Origin of the sequence: Pseudomonas sp. HMSC057H01 (assembly GCF_001836405.1) — a bacterium.
Lineage (GTDB): Bacteria > Pseudomonadota > Gammaproteobacteria > Pseudomonadales > Pseudomonadaceae > Pseudomonas > Pseudomonas aeruginosa.
On record NZ_KV828456.1, the window covers coordinates 24,940 to 39,226 of the forward strand.

A 14,287-nucleotide genomic window follows, 5' to 3' on the forward strand; every position below is an offset into this window, starting at 1 on the left:
CATGCAAAAGACCTCCTGCCATCATGACCAGGATCATTCACATAACTCGCACGCCCACTCCGAGAGCCAGCGCGACCCGGTGTGTGGCATGGAGGTGAAATCTGATAGCCCATACCGCGAGAGCGTTGAAGGGAAGACCTATCGCTTCTGCAGTGCCAAATGCCTGCAGAAGTTTCAAATTGATCCCCACTCGTACATGGGCCACTCGTCTCATGAAGCACATCAGCATACGAGTCACCCTACGATATCGGCACCAGAAGGAGCCGCATATACCTGTCCGATGCATCCAGAGATTCGCCAACCGACCCCTGGCAACTGCCCGATCTGTGGCATGACGCTGGAGCCTGTCATCCCGGAGCTGGAAGAGGAGGAAAACCCGGAGCTGAAGGACTTCTCTCGGCGATTCTGGTGGACCCTACCGCTGACCGTCATCGTGACCGTGCTGGCGATGGCTGGCCATTCCTTGCAACTGTTTCATGGCACGACCCAGAACTGGGTCGAGCTGGCTCTGGCGACGCCCGTGACGCTATGGGGTGGCTGGGTGTTCTTCGCCCGCGGCATTGACTCCATCCGGCACCGCAGCCCCAACATGTGGACCCTGATCGGTTTGGGAACGGCCGCTGCCTACCTCTACAGCGTGGCCGCTACCTTGGTTCCGCAGTGGTTTCCGGCGGCTTTTGCCCAGGACGGACGTATCGGCGTCTATTTTGAAGCAGCCGCGGTGATTATCTCACTCACGCTGTTGGGCCAAATGCTCGAACTCAAGGCCCGCTCGCAGACGTCCGCAGCTATCAAATCGCTGCTGGGACTGGCACCAAAGACAGCGCGGCGCATCATGCCCGATGGAGTAGAAGAGGACATTCCTCTAACCCATGTCCATCAGGGCGATCATCTGCGTGTCCGGCCAGGCGAGAAGGTTCCTGTAGATGGCACTGTGCTGGAGGGTGAGAGCGCAGTCGACGAATCGATGCTTACTGGAGAACCGTTACCCGTGACCAAACGGGCAGGGGATGCCCTTATCGGTGCCACCCTAAACACCCACGGCAGCCTAGTTATGGAGGCGCAGAAAGTCGGTGCCGAAACCATGCTGTCGCAGATCGTGCTGATGGTGGCCAAGGCCCAGCGCTCTAAGGCACCCATGCAGCGTATGGCCGATGCCGTTGCGGGGTATTTCGTGGTCGGGGTGATCCTGATCGCGATTCTGACCTTCTTCGGCTGGGGGCTGTTCGGGCCGGAATCTGGCTGGGTATTTGGCCTGATCAATGCGGTGGCGGTGCTGATCATTGCGTGTCCCTGCGCCCTGGGTCTGGCAACCCCGATGTCCGTCATGGTTGCGACTGGCAAGGCCGCTAGCAGCGGTGTGTTGTTCCGCGATGCCAGCGCCATCGAAAATCTATGCAAGATCGACACGCTCATCGTCGACAAGACCGGAACCCTGACTGAGGGGTGCCCCGTATTCCATAGTGCGGAAGGGACAGGCGGTTACGACTCCAATGAAGTGCTGCGCCTGGCTGCCAGTCTCGACCAGGGTAGTGAGCACCCGCTGGCTCATGCCATCGTCGATCATGCGCGGGGTCAAGGCATTGCACTGGTCAAGCCGGACACTTTCGAGTCGGGCTCGGGTATTGGCGTGCGCGGTCAGGTCGATGGCCATCAGCTGCAGCTCGGCAACACCGCACTGATGGACGAGGCGGGCGTCGATATTACCCCGCTGCGCAATCGCGCCGAGCAACTGCGTCTGGAAGGCATCAGCATCATCTATTTGGCCGTTGATGGTCGCCTGGCGGGACTCCTGGCCGTTTCCGATCCGATCAAGCCTACTTCTCAACAGGCTGTCTCCAAGCTTCAAAGCGAAGACGTAAAGGTCATCATGGCCACTGGTGATGGCCTCACCACAGCAAGAGCCGTGGCGAAGCAGCTCGGAATCGAGGAAGTGCATGGTGAGGTCAAACCGCAGGATAAGGAGAAACTGGTCGCCGATTTGCAGGGCTATGGCCGTCGTGTCGCCATGGCGGGTGACGGCATCAACGATGCGCCCGCCCTGGCCAGGTCTGACGTAGGTATCGCCATGGGCACCGGTACCGATGTGGCGATGAACAGCGCCCAAGTGACGCTGGTCAAGGGAGATCTGATGGGCATCCTGCGAGCGCGCACCCTGTCAGTGGCAACCGTGAAAAACATGAGGCAGAACCTCGCCTTTGCGTTCCTCTACAACGCGATGGGAATCCCGCTAGCAGCGGGGCTGCTGTACCCGCTGACGGGGCATCTTCTGTCGCCCTTGATTGCTGCGCTGGCGATGAGTGTCAGCTCGGCGTCGGTGGTCTTCAATGCTCTGAGGTTGAAATCAACGGACATCGGATAGGCTTCCATACCACCGACCAGGTGATTATTCAGAAGCGCATCTGACCGGAAAATGCCGTACGGTAGTTTCCGGTCCGACCTATCTGTCGCAACACATAGTGACGAGGTGACGTTCGATGGACTGTTGCCGCTGCGGGTAGGAGACTGGTCGTCGTTAACCCATGAGGACTCTCCGTGGCCCGCATTCGCAGACTGATTATCAGCAACTTCCGATCTATCCAGGCGCTCGACTGGGTGCCGGCCCCAGGAATTAACTGCCTCATAGGTCCTGGCGATAGTGGAAAGTCCAGCATTCTAGATGCGATTGACCTTTGCGTCGGTGCCCGCCGGGGCGGCACGTTCGGCGACATGGACTTCTTCGCTCTGAACGTCGAAACACCCATCACCATCAGTGTGACGCTTGGCGATTTGCCGGTATCGCTGATGGATATCGATGTTTACGGCGAGTTCTTGCGTGGATTCAATCCAGGAACGGGAGAAGTCGAAGACGAACCGCGAGCGGGGCTGGAGACCGTTATCACCTTGCTTCTGCAAGTTGGTGCCGATTTGGAACCTACCTGGACACTTTTTTCTGAGCGTGCGGAGCAGCAGCAACTCGAACGCACTCTTCCCTGGAAGGAACGAGCGGCACTAGCACCCGCCCGTATCGGCAGCTTTGCGAGTTCGAACTTGTCGTGGAGTCGTGGCTCAGTGCTCAATCGACTTACTGACGAGCGTGCAGAGCTAGGTGCCGAACTTGCGCGCGCCGCGAGGCAAGCAAGAGCGAACTTTGGCAATCAAGCCGTCGGACATCTAACTCAGACGCTTGAGGTGGTGCAACGCACGGCTCAGCATCTTGGGGTTTCGGTTGGAGCGATGCCACAAGCACTCCTTGACGCACATTCTGTGTCGATTGGCGAGGGTGCGATCGCGCTGCACAGCGACACAGGCATTCCCCTTCGCTCCCTTGGCACGGGCTCGTCGCGATTGCTAGTGGCAGGGTTGCAAAGAGCTGCAGCTAGCGCCGCGCCAATTGCTCTTGTCGATGAGGTGGAATATGGGCTTGAACCTCATCGGCTCATGCGATTCCTGGACTCCCTGGGCGCAAAGGACGCTGCCGCTCCGCTGCAGGTCTTCATGACGACTCACTCACCGGTCGCGCTGCGCGAATTGTCCGGCAGCCAGTTATTCGTTGTTCGGTCTGGGCCTCAACGCCACAGCGTTATGGCGGCAGGGGAGGCCAACGAAGTACAAAGTACCCTTCGGAAGGACCCAGAGGCATTCCTCGCCAAATCCATTATCGTTTGCGAGGGTGCCAGCGAGGTTGGCTTCGCGCGTGGCCTTGACCAATGGTGGGGCAGCCTTGGCGCTACCTCATTCCTGGCTCATGGTGGCGCTTATGTGGACGCCGGCGGGGGAAGTCCCGATAACAGTCTTATCCGCGGAACGGCACTTCAGAACCTAGGCTATCGCGTGATGGTTTTTGTAGACGCCGACAAACCTTCGACCGCAGGGCTACCTGAAGCATTCTTGGCCGCAGGCGGACAAATTCTGACATGGCGACCAGGTCTCACTCTGGAGGACGAGATCTTCCGCCATCTCAGTGACCAAGCACTCGATGCACTTCTGGCGAAAGCCGAAACAATAGTGGGTGCAGAGCTGATGAATGCGCATATCCAGACGAAGTCCCAAGGACGTATGACACTACATGACATCAAAGCTGAAAGACTTATTCAGGGCTACTTGCCCGCGACGCGAGAGCTTTTGGGAGCTGCATCTCGTATCCGCAACAGCGGGTGGTTCAAGTCGTTGACAACCTATCAGGAGGTTGCAAGGGACATCGTCGGCCCGTCTCTACAGAACGCCGACCAGGGCTTCATGGCAGTCACGAATCAGCTCTGGACGTTTACAAGTGCCCCTTGAGATCGATCTTTTCGCTATCGAGCGTGGCTCCATAACAGCCCCCGCAGGTTGTGGAAAAACGCAATTGATTGCCGAGACGCTCATCGCGCATAGGCAGAGCAAACCCATACTCGTACTAACGCACACGAACGCAGGCGTTGCGGCCTTACGGGCACGCCTGAGACGAGCCGGCGTTCCTAACTCCGCATATCGAGTCTCCACCATTGATGGATTCTCGATGCGCCTCATCGCTAAGTTCCCAGCGCGAAGCGGCCATAACCCACAGATCTTACAGCTCCACCAGCCCAACACCGACTACCCTGCAATTCGGCACGCCGCCATGCTGTTACTGCAGGCAGGCCACCTTGCTCAGCCTCTCCGTGCCACTTACGCGCGCTTGCTTGTCGACGAATACCAGGACTGCAACGTCGTCCAGCACGCCATCGTGTCAGGTTTGGCCCAGGTGCTACCGACCTGCGTGCTCGGTGACCCAATGCAAGCCATCTTCGACTTTCGTGGCAATCGACTGGTGCATTGGGCGAATGAGGTGCAGCCCCTGTTCCCCGCGGCAGGAGAGCTGAGGATACCCTGGCGCTGGCGGCTGGCCGGAGCTGAGAACCTTGGGCAGTGGCTACTCGCCATACGGCAGCAACTTCAAGTTGGCCAGCCGGTGGATCTGCGCACGGCTCCGGCAGAAGTGCGCTGGGTGCAGCTCAACGCCGGGACCGAAGTCCAGCAGCGGCTGGTGGCCGCTAGAACCGAGTCACCCAACGCTCGGGGCAGCGTCCTCATCATCGGGGACTCCATCAACGTGCAAGGTCGCCATCAGCTCACGAGCCAGACACCCGGCGCCATGGCCGTCGAAGCCGTCGACCTAAGGGACCTCGTCAACTTCGCCAGGAACTTTAACCTGCAGGGTGCCAATGCTCTGGCACAACTTGCGGAATTTGCTTCAAGCGTGATGACGGGGGTAGGTGCAGCAAACCTGCGAACGCGTGTGGAGTCTCTGCGCACAGGACGTGCCCGAACGCCACCGACCCCGGCCGAGGCCGAGGCCGTCGCATTCGTCGGGGAGCCAACACCGCAGCGAGCACTCCTTGTGCTCAACGCCCTCGCCGAACAGCCGGGGGCACGGGTGTACCGACCGGAAGTTCTGCACTGCTGCCGGTCCGCTATGCAAGCTGTGGCGGGAGGTACAGCCGACTTTCTGAGTGCAGCCATTCAAGCGCGAGAACGCAATCGACACCTTGCCCGCTCCATCGCAAGACGCTCGGTAGGCAGCACATTACTTCTCAAGGGGCTCGAGGCCGATGTCTCGGTTGTTCTGCATCCTGAACTTATGACCGCTCAGAATCTGTATGTCGCCCTGACGAGGGGCGCAAGGCACGTAGTGGTGTGTTCATCGAACCCCATCCTGATGCCTGTGAACAACGGCTGAGCCTTATTGTTGCGTTTGCGCACTTGACCTTGCCATCGTGTCAAGGTCGATGCTGTCTGTGCGGTAACTTGAGCCGCGGACGAAATGAGGTGAGAGAGATGTTCAGCCTGAATGTTTCGGGTATGGGTTGTGGCAGTTGTGTCAGCAAAATCACGAAGGCCATCCAGACGCTGGATCAGGACGCACGCGTAGAGGTGGATCGGGCAGCCGGCAAGGTCACTGTAGAGAGCACAGAAAGTGCCGAATCGATCCGCGAGCTGATCCAGGAGCTTGGTTATGCGGCCCAGGTCAGCGCTTGAGCGCTGGCCTGCCGACCGACTAAATCTCCAGTTCTGAGAGCTCTTTCAGCCCGTGAATACTGGTGACCTCGTTAGTAATACCTTCATCCCCATCTCGGCCGCGAAGCCAGTTTGAGTGATCGCCTGGCTCGCGCATTTCCAGCGTGTCATAGGAGTAGCGCTTTCGCTTGAACAGGCTTTTCAATGCGGCGAACTCGTGGCTTTTCTCGTCTTCTATTCCGACGACTTTTCCTACAAGCGCCTCCCAATGACCGACGCCGTCGGCCAGCATCGCCTGGTAAGTCTCTGGGTCCAGCAAGGCTTGCTGTTTGAAATGAATGATGCGGTGTGTCATCGACGCGCTCGGGAGTGGCCAAAGAGAAGCCGCTAGCCTATAGGTTCCGGGTCATTCGTGAATAGTTGCCCTGAGCTTTAGCAAACCTTCGTTGACCCACAATTTCAACCAAGTTGCGGCCTGCAGGGGGGCTTGCTCTCCATGTGTTGCGCTCAATGACTCGCAGAGTTCGGCGAACGATCCACCCTCGACGAAAAACCGCAATGCTGACGCCTCTTCTGGCTCCAGGCTTCGGTAATGGCATACGAGGTTATGACGCCAGACCAGACAGTCTCGATTCCCGGCTGGTTGGGTGGCAACGGGAAGCAGATCCCCAGACTTGGCAGCCTTCCACAGCGCCAGCGTGTTGTACTGCAATCGCAGCCATCTGGCAGATGGAGTCAGGGAAACCCTGAATGAAACCCAGTCTTCAGCCGAAAACTCACTGATGGCCTGCAGTGAAAGCGCTTCGACATCCTGAGCATCGAAAGCCAGTGTAAAAGCCCACTCCAGCTCCGCGAGTTCGCGCATCGGTGAAAGTTGAGGTTCCGCAATGTAGCTGCGAATGAACTCGGGCAGCTTTTCACCCAGCCAGCGAATGCTGAAATGCCGCGGTGGCCAGGCGGCGATATAGGCCAGTGCGAGTTGCTCGAACGACTCTTCTCCCAGCCATTGCTGCAGCGCCGGGAAATCCTCGCGCAGCACCGCCAGCAGGCGCGAGCGATAGGCGTTATGGTAGATCCGCAGGCCTTCGAGGGCACTCAGCGCAGTGCAACCCCGGACTTGCTCCAAAAGCTCGTTGGAGGGCAGGGCACCATCTGTCAGGTAAGTTTCAAATGCAGTCTGTAAGGCGCTTAGGCTCAAAGGGTTGCCCTCGATATCACGCCATTGGCGATAGCTCGGGCATGCTCCAACTCGGATAACAGATCCTCGAACGGTGGAAAATGATCATCCCGCTCGATCAACGTCGACGTTGGACCCAAGTAGCTCAAAGTCTTGCTGTAGAGCGCCCAAACCGGGTCAGCGATGGGCTGGTCGTGGGTGTCGATGAGGTATTGCCCGTAATCGCTATGCCCGGCCAGGTGAATTTGACGAATCCGCTCGTGCGGCAATTCCAAGATGAACTGCCATGGGTCGAAATCCTGATTTCGTGCGCTGACGTAGACGTTGTTCACGTCAAGGAGCAATTCGCAACCGGTCAGGAAACTCAGTTCCGAGAGAAACTGCGATTCGCTCATGCTGGACGTCTTCCACTGCACGTAAGAAGAAACGTTCTCCAGCACAATGGGACGTTCCAGAACATCCTGCACTAGACGCACCCGCGCGGCGACATGCAGCAGGCTTTCTTGGGTAAACGGCAGCGGCAGCAGGTCGTGGAGTTGATGGGCGTTGCCGCGACTCCAGCACAAGTGGTCGGAAACCCACTGGGGCTGTACCCGGTCCGCCAGTTGCTTGAGCTGTCGTAGGTAGCCCATGTCCAGGTTATGCGAACCGCCGATCGACAGCGATACTCCGTGCATCACCAACGGGTATTGCTCGCCAATCGCATCGAGAAAGTAGAGGGCCTTGCCACCGCCCACCAGGTAATTCTCGGAAATGATCTCAAACCAGTCGACCGCAGGTCGCTGTTCAAGAATCTGCTGGTAATACTCACTGCGAAGGCCAAGACCGAAACCCAGTGTTTTGCGCTTACTCATTCAAGACTCCAGCAGGGGAGTGGCAGGCACTCCCCGCAACGGCATTATTCGCTGGTCTTGCCACCGGCCTCATCGCACTTGGCCTGAGTCATCAGCTTGAAACCCTGGCCTTTACATTCTCCCTGGCCTTTGCAGGCATTTTTGGCGGTCATGCAGTCGTTCTGGCCCTTGCAACCGTTGACGCCGAAGCACTTCACTTCAGCTGCTTTGGTGTCCTGGGCGGCCTGGACAGGCAGGGTAGCAAACAGGCTGGCGGCCACGAGAGCCAGAGCGGCACCGGTAGCGACGTTGGATTTATTCGACATAGTGACAATCTCTCTTAATTGTTGGTGGTCTTATCCGCGGGTGCGAATTACCCTGAGTAGCTTAGGCATCGCTGCCGAGCATGCCCTCTCAAGAAATTCGCAAGGCTTTATGAGGGCATGAAAGACAGTACCGAGCCTTCTGGATGGGCTACAAGAAAGAAATAGCAACCTGACAGAACTGTAATGTTCGGCTCAGGTTGCTGACAGGCCCTCTTAGTTAACGTGACATCGAGCCTAAAGCTCGGCCTCTGCAGTTGCAGGGACCACTTAACTTACGAGGAATACCCAAAATGAAATCGATCAAAGCTCTGCTTGTAGTTACTGCTCTGAGCATCTCCAGCTTGGCAATGGCTGAAGGTGGTGCTGACCGAACCTTCGCGCGCATGGAGCAGGCACGCCAGACGTCTCTGGAGGCCTACCGGGTGGCCCAGCAGCAGAAAGTTGAGGCTCCTGTAGCCAGCAGTCCAACCGAGCAAGCAGAGCACACCAACTGCTGAAGTCATCTACCTTACAGAAATGTAATCACCCGGATGGTTGGGATATGGCAGTTTCATACTGCTCATCGTCGGTAAGGCTTGTGCAATGCACCGACGTGGAAAGTTGAGGGGTAAATACCCGACATTGAAGCAGCCATGAACCCGAGACCGGGCACACCATCACCGGCTCATTTGACGGATTGGACAAAACGGCATGCAAAGCAAAACCACAAGGCGCACCTTCGTCAAAGGCCTGGCAGCCACCGGTATTATCGGCGGACTTGGCCTGTGGCGCACGCCGGTCTGGGCGGTGAACAGCCCCGGCCAGCCCAACGTACTGACTGGTAACGAATTCGACCTATTCATCGGTGAAACCCCGGTGAACATCACCGGCGCAGCGCGCACGGCCATGACCATCAACGGCTCGCTCCCTGGGCCGATTCTTCGTTGGCGCGAAGGCGATACCGTCACATTGCGCGTGCGCAACCGCCTCAAGGAGGACACCTCCATCCATTGGCACGGCATCATCCTGCCGGCGAACATGGATGGCGTTCCTGGCCTGAGCTTCCATGGCATCGCCCCTGATGGCATGTATGAGTACAAGTTCAAGGTCAACCAGAACGGCACCTACTGGTATCACAGCCATTCTGGGCTCCAGGAGCAGGTCGGCGTATACGGTGCGCTGGTCATCGATGCCAAGGAGCCCGAGCCCTTCAGTTACGACCGTGATTACGTCGTGTTGCTGAGCGACTGGACGGATGAAAATCCAACGCGGGTACTGGCCAAGCTCAAGAAACAGTCGGACTACTACAACCAGCACAAACGCACCGTTGGTGACTTCATCGATGACGTAAGCGAGATGGGTTGGTCCGCCGCCGTAGCCGACCGTAAGATGTGGGCCGAAATGAAGATGAGCCCGACTGATCTCGCCGACGTCAGTGGCTACACCTACACCTACCTGATGAACGGCCAGGCACCTGATGGCAACTGGACCGGCATATTCAAACCGGGCGAGAAGATTCGTCTGCGTTTCATCAATGCCTCGGCCATGACGTACTTCGATGTGCGTATCCCCGGCCTGAAGATGACGGTAGTCGCGGCCGATGGCCAGCACGTCAAACCAGTCAGCGTCGATGAGTTCCGTGTCGCCGTAGCCGAGACCTACGACGTGATAGTCGAGCCCGATAGCGAGCAAGCCTACACCGTCTTTGCTCAATCCATGGATCGCACTGGCTATGCGCGCGGCACCCTTGCGGTACAGGAAGGGTTGAGTGCACCGGTACCAAGCCCTGACCCGCGCCCACTGATTGCCATGGGTGACATGGGCATGGACCACGGCAGCATGGGCGGCATGGATCATGGGAGCATGGCCGGGATGGATCAGGGCAATATGGCGGGAATGGATCATGGCAGCATGCAGGGTGGCATGGCTGGTATGGATCACAGCCAGATGGCCGGAATGGATCATTCAAACATGGCTGGCATGGCTGGCATGGCTGGCATGGCTGGCAACATGCAGGCACACCCGGCCTCAGAGACCAACAATCCTTTGGTCGACATGCAGACCATGACGCCGACGCACAAGCTGGACGACCCAGGTATCGGCCTGCGTGATAACGGCCGGCGCGTCCTGACTTACTCTGACCTGCGCAGCACCTTCCCTGATCCGGATGGTCGCGAACCAAGTCGCACCATCGAGCTGCACCTTACCGGGCACATGGAGAAATTCTCCTGGTCCTTCGATGGCATCAAGTTCTCTGACGCTGAGCCTCTGCGCCTCAAGTACGGCGAGCGTGTTCGCATCACGCTGGTCAACGACACCATGATGACTCATCCGATCCATCTTCATGGCATGTGGAGTGATCTGGAGGATGCGAACGGCAATTTCCTGGTGCGTAAACACACCATCGACATGCCGCCAGGTTCCAAGCGCAGCTATCGGGTGACCGCCGATGCGTTGGGGCGTTGGGCCTACCACTGCCACCTGTTGCTCCACATGGAAATGGGCATGTTCCGTGAAGTCCGTGTGGATGAGTAAAGGAGATTTCTGATGAGTACTTTTATGAAGCGTAATGCCCTGTTTGGCAGCGCAGCGATGTTCAGTCTTTTGGCTGTTCTGCACGCGCCGACGTCATTGGCAGGTGAGGGGCACAGCGAGCACGAACAACATGCTGCCGAGTCGGCTGCGCCCGACGCCAGTGACAAGCCTGCAGATCAATCGAAAGGCAAGGCCGCTGGCCATCAGATGGATCATGGCGCCATGGATCATGAGGGTATGAACCATGACGATATGGGGCACGAGAAGATGATGGATAAGCATGGCGGCACCGAAGCCGAAGCAGGTTCGAACCATGACCACTAGGTTTTCACGCCCGTCCCTCATAGCGCTGGCCGTGTCGCTGAGTGCACTCAGCGGCGGCGTTACCCAGGCTGCGGAAGAAATGGATCATTCGGCAATGGGGCACGGCTCCATGTCGATGGACCACAGCCAGATGGGCCACGGTTCCGCCAAAGCGCCGATGGAGGGCATGGATCACAGCAAGATGGATCATGGTGCCATGCAGAGCGAATCGGGCAGCATGGACCATAGCCAGATGGGCCACAGCCAGAGCCAAGAGAAGGCCCCAGCCATGGACCACAGCAAGATGGGACACGGCACCATGCAGGGACAGATGGAGGGCATGGATCATTCGAAGATGAACCATGGCTCCGCTGAAGCCCCGAGAACTACCAGTCGTACGCCGATTCCCGTTCTGACGGATGCTGATCGCCAAGCGGCTTTCCCGCCACTGCCTGGCCACAAGGTGCATGACAGCGCCATCAACAGCTTTTTCCTGCTCGATCAGCTCGAATACCAAGACGCAGATGAGGGCAGCACCCTGGCCTGGGATGCGTCGGGTTGGGTAGGCGGTGATATCAACCGGGTCTGGTTCCGCTCCGAAGGCGAGCGTACCAACGGCGTTACCGAGGACGCTGAATTACAGCTGCTGTACGGCCGCTCGATCGGCCCTTGGTGGGATGTCGTCGCGGGCGTTCGCCAGGACTTTAAACCGGAGTCGCCGCAGACTTGGGCTGCCTTCGGTATCCAGGGCATGGCGCTTTACGCCTTTGAGGCCGAAGCCACGGCCTTCGTCGGCGAGAATGGCCAAACTGCTGCCCGACTGGAGGGCGAGTACGACATTCTGCTGACCAACCAGCTGATTCTCCAGCCAACTGCCGAAATGAACTTCTACGGCAAGAACGATCCTGAGCGAGGTGTGGGGTCTGGGTTGGCAAATACCGAGCTCGGCTTGCGTCTGCGTTACGAGATTGTCAGACAGTTTGCTCCCTATGTCGGGGTTTCCTGGAGCCGCTCCTATGGCAACACGGCAGACATGGTGCGCGACGAGGGCGGTGATGTAGACGAGGCGCGTTTTGTCGCCGGTATCCGGATGTGGTTTTGAGAACCTGACATGAAAAGAACAATTAAAACTTTGGTGGCGGCCGGCGTGGTCGGTAGCACAGCTGTCCTGGCCGGCGCCTACTTTGGCGTGGTCAACGTGGGGGCCGACGATCCCCATTTTCCTGCAGTGCATGCGTTTCTCACGATGGCCCGTGACCGCTCTATCGAAGTCCGTTCGCGGGACATCGAGGTTCCCAACCTGGATGATCAAGCTCTTATTCGCGCCGGTGCGGGCAACTACAACTCCATGTGTATCGGCTGTCATTTGGCGCCAGGTGTGGCGGAGACCGAGCTAAGCCAATCGCTTTATCCTGCGCCCCCCAACCTCGCCAAGATCGGTGTCGATGGCAATCCGTCAGCAGCGTTCTGGGTGATCAAGCATGGCATCAAGGCAACGGGTATGCCTGCGTGGGGCAAGAGCATGGGAGACGAGTACATCTGGGGCATGGTTGCCTTCCTCAACCAACTGCCGACGATGGATGCCAAGCAATACCAAACACTCGTCGCATCCAGTGGCGGCCATCAGCACGGTGGTGGGGAAACGCAGATGCATAACCATGAAGGACAGCACGGCGACAACAAGCCTGGCCATCATGACAATAGTGGCGGTGGCGATGACCATCATGGATCAGGTGATGCTGGAGAGCCTGGTCATCACGATGCCGCGGCTACGGATAGCGAGGGTGGCTCCGCACCTAAGGCAGGTCACCATTCGGATATGAGTGGCGATGACCACCATGCTGGAGATGAGGCGTCGTCCAACGGAGGTGATCATCACGCCGAGCAGGCTCCGAACGCCTCGCCCAAGACCCACACCCACGCCGATGGCAAAGAGCACGTACATGAAAGCTAAATATCTGGCCTTACTGGCCGCTCTCTCCGTCACGTCTGCGGTTCAAGCAGCTGATGCCCTGACGATTGATGTCCATCGTGATGCCAATTGCGGATGTTGCAAGAAGTGGATTTCACACCTCGAAGCGAATGGCTTCAAAGTCGTCGACCATGTTGAAAGCAACATGACAGCAGTGAAGCAAAGACTGGGCGTCGCGCCACGGTTAGCGTCTTGCCACACCGCGGTGATTGACGGCAAGTTCGTCGAAGGTCATGTGCCGGCGGCTCAGGTCATCGAACTCACCAAGCGCGATGATCTGCTGGGCATCGCTGTTCCCGGGATGCCGGCGGGCTCCCCCGGCATGGAAGTCGATGGCGTACAGCATGCCTACCAGGTCATTGGCTTGACCAAGACGGGTTCTGATCAGGTCGTTGCAGAATATCCCGCCCAGTAGTACTGCCTGCCAGCACGGCCGCTTGTGTGTAGTGGCCGACTCATTTTCATACGTCCTTTAACCTAAGTAAAAAAGGCGCCCTAGGGCGCCAAGGGCTGTCTCCAAACCAAAGGAGCACTACGAGGGGACAGCAGGACCAAGGAGCGAGCGGGCAATCAACCCGCTCGCTTGCCAGGGTTAGAGAACTTCCAGCGGGTACTCGACAATCAGGCGGAACTCATCCAAATCCGACTCGAAGTCGGTGGCGCGAGTCGTGGCTTGTCGAATGCGAAAGGACATGTCCTTCAACGACCCAGACTGCACAACGTACTTGGCCTCGATGTCCCGCTCCCAGCGCTTCTGGTTGGTCAACGGATCGCCGTTGTCATCACGGCGCATATAGACTTCGTTGGCGTTGCTGTAGTCGGCATCCCAGCCTTGGGCATATCGAGTCATGAAGCTCAACCCAGGCACACCGAAAGGCTCCATATCCAGGTCATAGCGCACTTGCCATGACTTCTCCTTCGGCGAGTTGAAGTCGCTGTACTGGATGGAGTTGTCGAGGTAGATGGAGTCCGATTGGCGCAAGTAGTCGAAGTCATCATCGCCATTGTTGCGCTGGAGACCCACCAGCACTGTGTGAGCGCCGAATTGGATGCCGACCTTGCCGCTCCAGATGTTGTTATCGAAGCTCCCGAGGAGCTGCTTCCCTTCATCGACCGCCTTGTAGTAGTTCAGCCCGCCGATCAAGGCGACATCGTCCGCAAGCGGGTAGCTCAGCGTGGTGCCCGCGTAATATTGATTCCAGGC

At 58.1% G+C, this 14,287-nt stretch carries 15 protein-coding genes; 10 read left to right on the forward strand and 5 right to left on the reverse strand.

The genetic code is table 11. The features are described 5' to 3' along the window. Position 1 precedes the first annotated feature (1 nt). The 4 genes from HMPREF2581_RS12510 to HMPREF2581_RS12525 all read left to right on the forward strand — a co-directional run bounded on the left by HMPREF2581_RS12510 (position 2) and on the right by HMPREF2581_RS12525 (position 5,979). Positions 2 to 2,362, forward strand: coding sequence for a heavy metal translocating P-type ATPase (locus HMPREF2581_RS12510; RefSeq protein ID WP_023095628.1), 2,361 nt, complete (start codon positions 2 to 4; stop codon positions 2,360 to 2,362). 173 nt (positions 2,363 to 2,535) lie between these two features. Then, positions 2,536 to 4,263: an ATP-dependent nuclease gene (locus HMPREF2581_RS12515; RefSeq protein WP_003139541.1), complete on the forward strand. Its 1,728-nt coding sequence runs from the start codon at positions 2,536 to 2,538 to the stop codon at positions 4,261 to 4,263. Further along, positions 4,253 to 5,680 (forward strand): UvrD-helicase domain-containing protein, encoded by a 1,428-nt coding sequence (locus HMPREF2581_RS12520; RefSeq protein ID WP_003139540.1) that lies wholly within the window; start codon positions 4,253 to 4,255, stop codon positions 5,678 to 5,680. The genes HMPREF2581_RS12515 and HMPREF2581_RS12520 overlap by 11 nt, the downstream gene beginning before the upstream one ends. 98 nt (positions 5,681 to 5,778) lie before the next feature. Then, complete coding sequence (locus HMPREF2581_RS12525) at positions 5,779 to 5,979, forward strand: heavy-metal-associated domain-containing protein (protein WP_003139539.1); 201 nt, start codon at positions 5,779 to 5,781, stop codon at positions 5,977 to 5,979. Positions 5,980 to 5,998: 19 nt separating this feature from the next. On the opposite strand, the gene HMPREF2581_RS12530 is transcribed toward HMPREF2581_RS12525, so the two are convergent. Genes HMPREF2581_RS12530 through HMPREF2581_RS12545 form a run of 4 tightly spaced genes read right to left on the reverse strand, consistent with a single transcriptional unit; the run spans position 5,999 to position 8,294 of the window. Next, positions 5,999 to 6,313 (reverse strand): hypothetical protein, encoded by a 315-nt coding sequence (locus HMPREF2581_RS12530; protein ID WP_003139538.1) that lies wholly within the window; start codon positions 6,311 to 6,313, stop codon positions 5,999 to 6,001. Positions 6,314 to 6,364: 51 nt separating this feature from the next. Beyond that, the gene (locus HMPREF2581_RS12535; RefSeq protein WP_009394809.1) at positions 6,365 to 7,156 is read right to left on the reverse strand and encodes an HvfC/BufC N-terminal domain-containing protein; all 792 of its coding nucleotides are present in this window, start codon (positions 7,154 to 7,156) and stop codon (positions 6,365 to 6,367) included. After that, the gene (locus HMPREF2581_RS12540) at positions 7,153 to 7,989 is read right to left on the reverse strand and encodes an MNIO family bufferin maturase (RefSeq protein WP_003139536.1); all 837 of its coding nucleotides are present in this window, start codon (positions 7,987 to 7,989) and stop codon (positions 7,153 to 7,155) included. The genes HMPREF2581_RS12535 and HMPREF2581_RS12540 overlap by 4 nt, the downstream gene beginning before the upstream one ends. Before the next feature lie 44 nt (positions 7,990 to 8,033). After that, positions 8,034 to 8,294 carry a BufA2 family periplasmic bufferin-type metallophore gene (locus tag HMPREF2581_RS12545; RefSeq protein WP_004577564.1) on the reverse strand — a complete coding sequence of 87 codons (261 nt, stop codon included), beginning with the start codon at positions 8,292 to 8,294 and terminating at the stop codon, positions 8,034 to 8,036. A gap of 290 nt (positions 8,295 to 8,584) precedes the next feature. On the opposite strand from HMPREF2581_RS12545, the gene HMPREF2581_RS12550 reads away from it, so the two are divergent. The 6 genes from HMPREF2581_RS12550 to HMPREF2581_RS12580 all read left to right on the forward strand — a co-directional run bounded on the left by HMPREF2581_RS12550 (position 8,585) and on the right by HMPREF2581_RS12580 (position 13,498). Beyond that, on the forward strand, positions 8,585 to 8,791 hold the full coding sequence (locus tag HMPREF2581_RS12550) for a co-regulatory protein PtrA N-terminal domain-containing protein (protein ID WP_003139535.1): 207 nt from the start codon (positions 8,585 to 8,587) through the stop codon (positions 8,789 to 8,791). 193 nt (positions 8,792 to 8,984) lie between these two features. Continuing rightward, positions 8,985 to 10,808 (forward strand): copper resistance system multicopper oxidase, encoded by a 1,824-nt coding sequence (locus HMPREF2581_RS12555; protein ID WP_003139530.1) that lies wholly within the window; start codon positions 8,985 to 8,987, stop codon positions 10,806 to 10,808. A gap of 12 nt (positions 10,809 to 10,820) precedes the next feature. After that, complete coding sequence (locus HMPREF2581_RS12560) at positions 10,821 to 11,132, forward strand: hypothetical protein (protein WP_003246749.1); 312 nt, start codon at positions 10,821 to 10,823, stop codon at positions 11,130 to 11,132. Continuing rightward, positions 11,122 to 12,213: a copper resistance protein B gene (locus HMPREF2581_RS12565; RefSeq protein ID WP_023095630.1), complete on the forward strand. Its 1,092-nt coding sequence runs from the start codon at positions 11,122 to 11,124 to the stop codon at positions 12,211 to 12,213. The genes HMPREF2581_RS12560 and HMPREF2581_RS12565 overlap by 11 nt, the downstream gene beginning before the upstream one ends. 9 nt (positions 12,214 to 12,222) lie before the next feature. Continuing rightward, a complete protein-coding gene (locus tag HMPREF2581_RS32020; protein ID WP_003139525.1) occupies positions 12,223 to 13,065 on the forward strand; it encodes a c-type cytochrome in 843 nt (280 codons plus the stop codon). Then, on the forward strand, positions 13,055 to 13,498 hold the full coding sequence (locus tag HMPREF2581_RS12580) for a DUF411 domain-containing protein (RefSeq protein WP_003246746.1): 444 nt from the start codon (positions 13,055 to 13,057) through the stop codon (positions 13,496 to 13,498). Before HMPREF2581_RS32020 ends, HMPREF2581_RS12580 begins: the two co-directional genes overlap by 11 nt. A 177-nt stretch (positions 13,499 to 13,675) precedes the next feature. On the opposite strand, the gene HMPREF2581_RS12585 is transcribed toward HMPREF2581_RS12580, so the two are convergent. Continuing rightward, positions 13,676 to 14,287 (reverse strand): OprD family outer membrane porin (locus tag HMPREF2581_RS12585; protein WP_139181908.1); only part of this gene is annotated, 612 nt, incomplete at its 5' end.

What these genes read in the sequence shown, in the direction of transcription:
- HMPREF2581_RS12545 (WP_004577564.1), bottom strand. Translation starts at nt 8,294, where the DNA reads ATGTCGAATAAATCCAACGTCGCTACCGGTGCCGCTCTGGCTCTCGTG.
- HMPREF2581_RS12560 (WP_003246749.1), top strand. Translation starts at nt 10,821, where the DNA reads ATGAGTACTTTTATGAAGCGTAATGCCCTGTTTGGCAGCGCAGCGATG.
- HMPREF2581_RS12510 (WP_023095628.1), top strand. Translation starts at nt 2, where the DNA reads ATGCAAAAGACCTCCTGCCATCATGACCAGGATCATTCACATAACTCG.
- HMPREF2581_RS12540 (WP_003139536.1), bottom strand. Translation starts at nt 7,989, where the DNA reads ATGAGTAAGCGCAAAACACTGGGTTTCGGTCTTGGCCTTCGCAGTGAG.
- HMPREF2581_RS12565 (WP_023095630.1), top strand. Translation starts at nt 11,122, where the DNA reads ATGACCACTAGGTTTTCACGCCCGTCCCTCATAGCGCTGGCCGTGTCG.
- HMPREF2581_RS32020 (WP_003139525.1), top strand. Translation starts at nt 12,223, where the DNA reads ATGAAAAGAACAATTAAAACTTTGGTGGCGGCCGGCGTGGTCGGTAGC.
- HMPREF2581_RS12555 (WP_003139530.1), top strand. Translation starts at nt 8,985, where the DNA reads ATGCAAAGCAAAACCACAAGGCGCACCTTCGTCAAAGGCCTGGCAGCC.
- HMPREF2581_RS12525 (WP_003139539.1), top strand. Translation starts at nt 5,779, where the DNA reads ATGTTCAGCCTGAATGTTTCGGGTATGGGTTGTGGCAGTTGTGTCAGC.
- HMPREF2581_RS12550 (WP_003139535.1), top strand. Translation starts at nt 8,585, where the DNA reads ATGAAATCGATCAAAGCTCTGCTTGTAGTTACTGCTCTGAGCATCTCC.
- HMPREF2581_RS12580 (WP_003246746.1), top strand. Translation starts at nt 13,055, where the DNA reads ATGAAAGCTAAATATCTGGCCTTACTGGCCGCTCTCTCCGTCACGTCT.
- HMPREF2581_RS12530 (WP_003139538.1), bottom strand. Translation starts at nt 6,313, where the DNA reads ATGACACACCGCATCATTCATTTCAAACAGCAAGCCTTGCTGGACCCA.